The 6,487-nt window shown below is 50.1% G+C and carries 7 protein-coding genes and 1 pseudogene; all 8 read right to left on the bottom strand.

What is annotated here, in order from left to right:
- Positions 1 to 138, bottom strand: a pseudogene (locus tag ABYK60_RS17990) (DNA polymerase IV); the annotation flags it as partial.
- A gap of 94 nt (positions 139 to 232) precedes the next feature.
- Complete coding sequence (locus ABYK60_RS17985) at positions 233 to 2,230, bottom strand: methyl-accepting chemotaxis protein (protein ID WP_372873374.1); 1,998 nt, start codon at positions 2,228 to 2,230, stop codon at positions 233 to 235.
- A gap of 307 nt (positions 2,231 to 2,537) precedes the next feature.
- Positions 2,538 to 3,005, bottom strand: coding sequence for a bacterioferritin (gene bfr, locus ABYK60_RS17980; protein ID WP_372873373.1), 468 nt, complete (start codon positions 3,003 to 3,005; stop codon positions 2,538 to 2,540).
- A gap of 11 nt (positions 3,006 to 3,016) precedes the next feature.
- Positions 3,017 to 3,487, bottom strand: coding sequence for a bacterioferritin (bfr, locus tag ABYK60_RS17975; RefSeq protein ID WP_372873372.1), 471 nt, complete (start codon positions 3,485 to 3,487; stop codon positions 3,017 to 3,019).
- Positions 3,488 to 3,620: 133 nt separating this feature from the next.
- Entirely contained in the window at positions 3,621 to 4,580 is a 960-nt protein-coding gene (locus ABYK60_RS17970; protein ID WP_372873371.1) for a GGDEF domain-containing protein, read from the bottom strand.
- 149 nt (positions 4,581 to 4,729) lie between these two features.
- Positions 4,730 to 4,954, bottom strand: coding sequence for a (Na+)-NQR maturation NqrM (gene nqrM, locus ABYK60_RS17965; protein ID WP_126167699.1), 225 nt, complete (start codon positions 4,952 to 4,954; stop codon positions 4,730 to 4,732).
- A gap of 3 nt (positions 4,955 to 4,957) precedes the next feature.
- Positions 4,958 to 5,983 carry an FAD:protein FMN transferase gene (locus ABYK60_RS17960; RefSeq protein ID WP_372873370.1) on the bottom strand — a complete coding sequence of 342 codons (1,026 nt, stop codon included), beginning with the start codon at positions 5,981 to 5,983 and terminating at the stop codon, positions 4,958 to 4,960.
- A 63-nt stretch (positions 5,984 to 6,046) separates the two neighbouring features.
- Positions 6,047 to 6,487 (bottom strand): NADH:ubiquinone reductase (Na(+)-transporting) subunit F (gene nqrF / locus ABYK60_RS17955; RefSeq protein WP_372873369.1); only part of this gene is annotated, 441 nt, incomplete at its 5' end.

Raw genomic sequence — 6,487 nt, 5'->3', positions numbered from 1 at the left:
GTAATTGCAAGTGCTTATCACCCCGCGGCGATCGCGACTGCCACCCACTGCCATAGGTTTCCCCTTGAGTTCGGGAAAGTCCCGCATCTCCACTGCGGCGAAGTAGCAGTCCATATCGATATGAATGATTTTTCCCATTAGTTGGCCACAAAAACACTGTATATAAAAACAGTATCAAAAATCCTGCCAACAAAAAAGCGCCCGCCGGCGCTTTTTTAAGATTGAGTACAGTTCAAATCCTGAACTGGCCAATATTGCGGGACAAAGAACCGGTCATGGCTTCGAAGGCTCTGAGGCTACGTGACAGCTCCTGACTGGCATCGTGAGACTCATCGGATAGCCCACGTACCGTTTCCACGTTATGGGCCACTTCCTCTGCCACTAAGGCCTGCTGACCGACAGCAGCCGTGATTTCTGTGGTCTGTTGCATAATCGCCTCGATGGCTTCGTTAATGTGAATCAAGGACGTTTGCACCTGATGTGTCAGCTCCTGACCGCGCCTGGCATCGCTTACTCCAGCTTCCATTACAGACTCGGCACTCAGGGCACTGTGCTGCAAGGCTTGAATAATGCCCTGAATATTGGCGGTAGAGTCCTGGGTCCGGGATGCCAGGGTGCGCACCTCATCCGCCACCACGGCAAAGCCGCGACCCTGTTCCCCGGCCCGCGCAGCTTCAATTGCGGCATTTAGCGCCAGCAGGTTGGTTTGCTCTGCAATGCTGCGGATAACGCTGAGCACTTCACCAATTTTTTCAGAACTGGTTCTGAGCTCTTTCATCACAGTTGCGGCTTCTATCACCCGATTCGAGAGCGTTTCTATGCCTTGGGTCGCCTCAGTCACAATCAGCTTGCCATCGTTGGCCTGGCGCTGGGCTCGCTCGGCAAAATCGGCGCTGCGTTGACAGTTTGCCGCCATCTCCTGACTGGTGTGAGCCATTTCAGTGGCCGCGGCGGCAACTGAGTGGATTTGCTGCTTTTGACGCGAGACCGCACCCACCGCCAGATCGCAAATCTTACGAGCCTCGACAATGCCATCATCCACATCCCGGGTCAGCTCACGGGTTTCCAGCAGCATTTGCTGCACCTTGGCCGCAAAACGATTGAAGGCATCGGCCATCTGCCCAAGCTCATCTTCTCGCTCAAGCTCAATACGGCGCGACAAATCCCCTTCGCCTTTGGCCATGTCTTCCATGGCGCCCAGCAGCGAGCCCAGTTGTCTTCGAAGCGGCAACAGCAGCAGCCACACGGTGACACCGACCATCAGGATAATCCCCAACGCCATCCAACAGGCGTTCCAGAACGCATCCCGCACCGGCGCTTCAATCACATCATGGGGCAGCATAAACGCCAGATGCCATTTCTGCCTTGGATACTCGCCGCCTACTTCCACAAAGGCAACCCGCTGCGCCTCGCCAAGATATTCCACTTCGGCAAAGCCATTGGCCTGACGACGCATCTGCTCGCCCAACGCAGCAAAGCCCTCGCTGCCATTTTTGTCCACATCCTGAACAAGCGAGCCAGGAGGAAAGCCCTGATTAAAGCCGGGGAAATACACCAGCTTGCCATCGTCCGTCATCAGAAATGCCTGCCCGGCGCCCTGATATTTAATAGGGGCTAACAGTGCTGCGCCTATGGTGTCGATAAGAATATCCATGCCGCCAATACCAATCAGCTGGCCATTGGCGCCGTATACAGGGGTCTTTACTGTGGCAGAAACGGAGCCGTCATTGGCATCCACCGCCGGGTCACCGACAAACAGGCCGCCCTTATCCAGCGATTCCTGCCACCAAGGGCGTTTATTGGTGAAATAGTTCGGGTCGCCATCGTAACGGCCATTCAGGTCAAAATATTCAAATGTATTGGCGGAGCCAAAGAACACCGACTTGATATCGCTGTCTCTGTCAGAAAAGGAGCGAAAGTAACTGACAATATCCTGATAGTTTTTGTCTGCGACAATTTGACTTCCCCTGTTACGGTAGTGGCTGAACCACTCCTGAAGTCCGGGCTCGGCAAACACCGAATGAATAACCTGACCTTTGGCCTCAAAATAACCGCGGATCTCGCGGCTTTTGAGTTCCATCAGCGCATTAATATCACCGTCGATGGTCGCGCGAGTTACATGACTGGCATCCCGCACCAGAAAAGTGGCAACCAGAGCCAGCAACACTGCCAAAGCCCCGACCAAAGTCAGCACCAGTTGCAGACTCAACGAGCGTTTAATTTGTTCCATGAAATAACCCTTTTCACTGAGGAAGATAAATATCGCTCACTGTGAACCATGCAGCGGGCTTATCTTCGGCTTCCCTTTTTATTGGTGGGTGAAACAGCGGTCAAATCTAGCAACAATCGACAGGGGTTAACAGCAAAAAATCAATAAAATTAGCAAAATAAGTGACAACGGCGACCTCGCGGGCCGCCGTTGGTCAGTTCTGCTGTCAGATAAAGTTTTGGGGAGCTGCTTTATCCGGGCAATGAGTAAACCTTAAACAACATGTGCCATCTCTGGGTTATCAATGTGTAAGCCAGAGGTATTGCGCTTACATCTTGGACTGCAGGTAGTTTTGTAACCCCACCTTACCAATCAAGCCAATTTGCTTCTCCAGCCAATAGAGATGATCGTCTTCGGTCTCCTCAAGCAACTGCTCCAACAGCTCACGGCTGACGTAATCGCCTTTCTCTTCACACAGAGCAATAGCGTTTCTCAGATTGCCCGCCACCTTATACTCATAGGCCAAATCATTTTTCAGCATCTCTTCGACATTACTGCCGATATTCAGCTTTTCCCGACTGGCCACATCGGGAGTGCCTTCCAGAAACAAAATGCGGGACACCAGCTTGGCCGCATGCTCACGCTCGTCGTCTGATTCATGGGCAATACGCTCGTAAAGCTCGTTCAGACCCCAGTCTTCGTACATGCGCGCATGAACAAAGTACTGATCCATCGCAGATAACTCTCCGGTCAGCAAACTGTTAAGTACGTTTATGACGTCCTGATTACCTTTCATGATGTCCTCCTTTAGTCATCCATCTGCGATTGGAGATAATTCTGAATGCCGGTCAGGCGAATAAGCTCAAACTGAGATTCAAGCCAGTCCAAATGTTCTTCTTCGTCTTCGAGAATATCTTCCAGAATATCGCGGCTGACATAGTCCCGTGAGGCTTCACAATCGGCAATCGCGGCCCGCAGCAGCGGCAGCTGCTCTTCCAGCATGGTTTTGTCGCAGCCGAGCATCTCCTCTGAGTGCTCACCGATACGCAGCTTGCCGAGCGCTTGCAGATTGGGCAAACCTTCGAGGAACAAAATCCGCTCGATAAGTTTGTCTGCATGCTTCATGTCTTCTATGGATTTTTTGTAATCTTTACTGTTGAGCTTTTCCAGACCCCAGTTTTTAAACATTCGGGCATGGAGAAAATACTGGTTGATAGCGGTAAGCTCGGCGGTCAGCACCTTGTTCAAATGGCTTACCACATTGGCGTGGCCTTTCATAAGCAGTAGTCCCAGGTTAAAGAAATATTGATCTGCATCAATATTCAAACCTAGTACATCGAGATGTGATATTCAACTTTTTCTTTTATTTCAACAATATATAAAAGTTAATCATTATCATTGCGTTTATATTTCAGAAAAGCTCAATATCATCATCAATATGGGGTGGAGCCAATTCTCCCTGATTGATAAGTTGATGATAAAAAGCCCATTGGTTACGACCATTTTCCTTGGCAAAATAAAGCGCCTTGTCTGCTTTCATCAATACAGAAGTCGGATTGTCCTCCAGCGACAGTGGGGTAATTCCCATAGAAAGTGTGACTGAACCAATTTTTTCATGATGGATCTCCGACACTTTAGCAAGCAGTTTATTACACAACGCACTCACCTCGTCTTGGCTCTTGTTATAGATCAGCACAACAAACTCATCTCCACCGAAACGAAACAACGCATCCAGAGGATTAAAACAGGCCTGCATTTTTTGACTTATCTGCAGCAGCACCTCATCTCCATAAAGATGTCCAAGGTTGTCATTAATTTTTTTAAAGTAATCAATATCAAAAGTCAGCATCCAGAACCTAAAAGCTGAATTGCTGTCACCGCGAATACAGGCAAAAAAGTGCAAGAGCTGAACATCATATGCTTTTCGGTTTAGCAAGCCTGTCAGGCTGTCTGTTTGGCTCTCGTGAACAACTCTGGCAAAGTTTTCATATATGCGTGCAAATGCTCGCAACATAGTCAGTTGCGTATTATCTGGCTCTATTTCATTGATAAGCAGCACCTTTACGACTACGTCATCCATTTTTAATGGCAGTGCCAGTTTGCAACAACCTGGAGGTAAGCACTGAACCGGCTCGCCACTTTCTACGCATGCCTTTACACAAGCGGGTAACGGATCCAAGGGGAGTGAATAGTCGGCTGAAGTCAAAAGCTGTGGAAAGTGAGGGAGTGCGCTGACATTGATAATGGCCACCTGACGGCACCCCATGACTTGCTCAATGGTGTCTATCAAACTGGTAGCCAGAGAAACAAGCTGTCTTTGCTCTGTAATTACAGCGACCGAATTAAGGAGGTGCTCGGGTGCTGAACTCATGGCTTCTCCTTCTTTATTGGGGACCATCCCCCTAGCCATGAGTATAGACAGCATCCATGCTTATCAACAAAACTAAACAGGGCTCCCGAAGGAGCCCTGTTGCGTATTTATTCTGGCTTCACACTTTAGTGCGGCAGCACACAGACAAATCAGATGATCCTGTCTTTCGCCAGCTTTTCCTTGCGAGCCTCTTCTTCCGCCATTTTTGCTTTGCGTCGGTCACAGGGATCATCGCAGTCACAGGCCTTTTCGATGCCAATGGCACCCAGCCCACCACAACTACCGGCGACAGCCTTCTTCTTGATGATATATCCAATGGACATCAACAAAAAGAACACCATCAAAACCGCAAAGGCCGCGATAAAGGTACTCATACTTCACTCCTGAGTGGACTTAACGAAGGGCAAAAACGTATCGCTGTAGTGTACCACAAACTCGTCGCCCTGCTTTTCAATCAGCATTATCGCCAGACCATGCTGTTTGGCAAGTTCCAATGATGCTTCTGTACCAAGCACCATCATGGCAGTAGCAAGACCGTCGGCGGTCATACAGCTTTGATGAAGAACCGTTACCGAAGCCAGGGTGTGCTGAATAGGGAACGCAGTGCGCGGGTCAATAATATGGGAGAACCGCTTACCATCTTCTTCGAAGTAGTTGCGATAGTCACCGGAGGTGGCCATGCCCATATTACCGGGTTCAATCACCTGAGATACAGACCGGCCCTCGGTCTGCGGCTTCTCAACAGCAATACGCCATGGGCTGCCATCAGCCTTTGAGCCTTTGATGCGCAGCTCGCCGCCAATCTCTACCAGATAGCCCTGAGGCTGATACTTTTCCAGTATGTCAGCAATCACATCCACGCCATAGCCCTTGGCGATAGAAGACAAGTCCACATACAGATGGGCATTGTGTTTATAAAGGCGCTTACCTTCAATGCTGATATTCTGGATCCCGGTACGGGCTTTTGCCTCGGCAATCTCAGCGTCTGTGGGAGACTTGGTCGGCCGCTTGTCCGGGCCAAACCCCCAAATATTGACCAGCGGGCCAAGGGTAATATCCAGCGCACCGCCAGTGAGGTCATGCAGACGCATACCTTCACGGATAACTGTAATGGTGGCTTCAGAAACTTCCACTCCCTGCTCAAGGGGCAGCTGATTGAAGCGGCTGAGCTCCGAATCGGGCCGATAAGTGGACATCTGGTCGTTCACCCGCTCCAGCGCCAAATCGATTTCAGCCTGCAGCAGCGGGCTTTGTGGCAACTTGTCGTTAGGTACGACCTTAATGTTGTAAGTGGTACCCATAGTACTGCCGGAGAGACTAACCACTTCCGGTGCTTTAGAACAAGCTGAAATAAAAAAGGCCAGTCCGACAAGGACCAGCCAATTTAAAAAGGTCTTTTTCATTGGGACCTGCATTCTCGTGAGTTCTTGATATTTGGCCCCCACCATTGGCAGGGGCCAATTCCATTAACCGCCGAAGTCGTCCAACAGGATGTTTTCGTCTTCAACGCCGAGATCTTTGAGCATGGCGATCACTGCCGCGTTCATCATTGGAGGTCCACACATGTAGAACTCACAATCTTCCGGCGCTTCGTGGTCTTTCAGGTAGTTCTCGTACAGAACGTTGTGAATGAAGCCGGTGTAGCCATCCCAGTTGTCCTCTGGCTGAGGATCGGACAGAGCCACGTGCCACACGAAGTTATCGTTTTCAGCTGCCAGACCGTCGAAATCTTCTACATAGAACATTTCACGCTTGGAGCGGGCACCGTACCAGAAGCTCATCTTACGCTTGCTCTTCAAACGCTTAAGCTGGTCGAAGATGTGTGAACGCATTGGCGCCATACCGGCACCACCGCCCACGAATACCATCTCGGCATTGGTGTCTTTCGCGAAGAATTCACCGAATGG

The organism is Shewanella sp. (assembly GCF_041630135.1).
GTDB lineage: Bacteria > Pseudomonadota > Gammaproteobacteria > Enterobacterales > Shewanellaceae > Shewanella.
This window is presented reverse-complemented; position numbering and strand designations above follow the sequence as displayed.

What these genes read in the sequence shown, in the direction of transcription:
- ABYK60_RS17985 (WP_372873374.1), bottom strand. Translation starts at nt 2,230, where the DNA reads ATGGAACAAATTAAACGCTCGTTGAGTCTGCAACTGGTGCTGACTTTG.
- bfr (WP_372873373.1), bottom strand. Translation starts at nt 3,005, where the DNA reads ATGAAAGGTAATCAGGACGTCATAAACGTACTTAACAGTTTGCTGACC.
- bfr (WP_372873372.1), bottom strand. Translation starts at nt 3,487, where the DNA reads ATGAAAGGCCACGCCAATGTGGTAAGCCATTTGAACAAGGTGCTGACC.
- ABYK60_RS17970 (WP_372873371.1), bottom strand. Translation starts at nt 4,580, where the DNA reads ATGAGTTCAGCACCCGAGCACCTCCTTAATTCGGTCGCTGTAATTACA.
- nqrM (WP_126167699.1), bottom strand. Translation starts at nt 4,954, where the DNA reads ATGAGTACCTTTATCGCGGCCTTTGCGGTTTTGATGGTGTTCTTTTTG.
- ABYK60_RS17960 (WP_372873370.1), bottom strand. Translation starts at nt 5,983, where the DNA reads ATGAAAAAGACCTTTTTAAATTGGCTGGTCCTTGTCGGACTGGCCTTT.